The sequence below is a fragment of the Lactiplantibacillus daowaiensis genome (assembly GCF_005405085.1).
GTDB classification, from domain to species: Bacteria; Bacillota; Bacilli; order Lactobacillales; family Lactobacillaceae; genus Lactiplantibacillus; species Lactiplantibacillus daowaiensis.
The window spans coordinates 1-1268 of record NZ_BJDJ01000044.1 but is presented as its reverse complement, the minus strand read 5'-3'; the positions used below and the strand labels follow the sequence as shown (position 1 = coordinate 1268).

The 1268-nt window shown below is 45.0% G+C and carries 1 protein-coding gene; it reads left to right on the top strand.

Features of this window, described 5'->3' with window-relative positions; translation table 11 throughout:
• Positions 1-90: 90 nt before the first annotated feature.
• The gene (locus tag FFM75_RS13860; RefSeq protein WP_003561746.1) at positions 91-1266 is read left to right on the top strand and encodes an IS256-like element IS1310 family transposase; all 1176 of its coding nucleotides are present in this window, start codon (positions 91-93) and stop codon (positions 1264-1266) included.
• Positions 1267-1268: the final 2 nt, after the last annotated feature.

The window sequence follows — 1268 nt, the reverse complement described above, 5'->3', positions numbered from 1 at the left end:
CATAAAAGATTTCTGAATTGTATAGAAATAGGGAATGCCTTCCCTTATGATATTTAGTAACCACAGAAAACATCACAGGAGGCATTCCCCATGAATGAACTTACCACAGAAATTATCGCTGCACTAGCCCAAAAGCAAGATTTGGACGAAGTTTTTCGTCACCACCTCGAAATTGCGATTAACCAGCTGCTTCAAACCGAATTGGCAGAGTTTTTGGGTTACGAACGCTACTCATACGCTGGGATTAACACTGGTAATAACCGCAACGGCAGTTATGAGCGTTCGTTTGATACGAAGTACGGCCAACTTAACTTAACCATTCCTCGAGATCGCAATGGCCGGTTTGAAAATCATACCTTGCCAGCCTACGGTCGGCACAGTGATAATTTAGAAACAACGGTCATTCAGTTGTATACCAAGGGAATTACCACTGCTGAAATTGCCGAACTCATTGAGAAAATGTACGGTGCTCACTACTCCAAAGCCACGGTTTCCAACATGACTAAAGCCGTCAATGAACAGGTTCAAGCTTTCCAGCAACGTCGACTGGCTTCACAATATGCGGCCATCTTCTTAGATGCCACTTACTTGCCGTTAAAGCGGGATACCGTTCAAAAAGAAGCCGTTCATATTGCGATTGGCATTCGTCCAGATGGTACGAAAGAAGTGCTGAACTACCAAGTGGCGCCAACGGAATCGACTGGAATCTGGACTGAACTGCTGGGAACCTTGATCAAGCAGGGCGTTAAAGATGTGCTGTTGTTTGTGGCCGATGGGTTAGTTGGTTTGGATGAAGGCTTGAATCGGCATTTCCCTAAAGCCAAACGACAACGTTGCCTGGTTCATGTTGGGCGGAATCTGATGAACAAAGTTCGCGTAAAAGACCGCAAGGCCGTGATCAGTGACTTTAAACAAGTTCATCGGGCCGCCAACCGTGAAGCAGCCGAACTGAAACTGAATGAGTTCGCCAACAACTGGCATCAGACCTATCCCAAATTAATCAAAGATCTGCTTAAAATGCCGAATTTACTCACTTTCATGGACTTTCCACCAGCTATCCGGCAATCACTATACTCCACTAACCTGATTGAGAACTTTAATAAGCATCTCAAGCGCACCACCCACCACAAAGAACAATTTCCAACGGAAGATTCACTGGATCGCTTCCTGGTTTCTCAGTTTAATGTTTATAACGAGAAGTCTCTGAAGCGGATCCACCGAGGGTTCAAAGGACTCCAGGACACCTTGGAAGCATCATTTATTTAAGT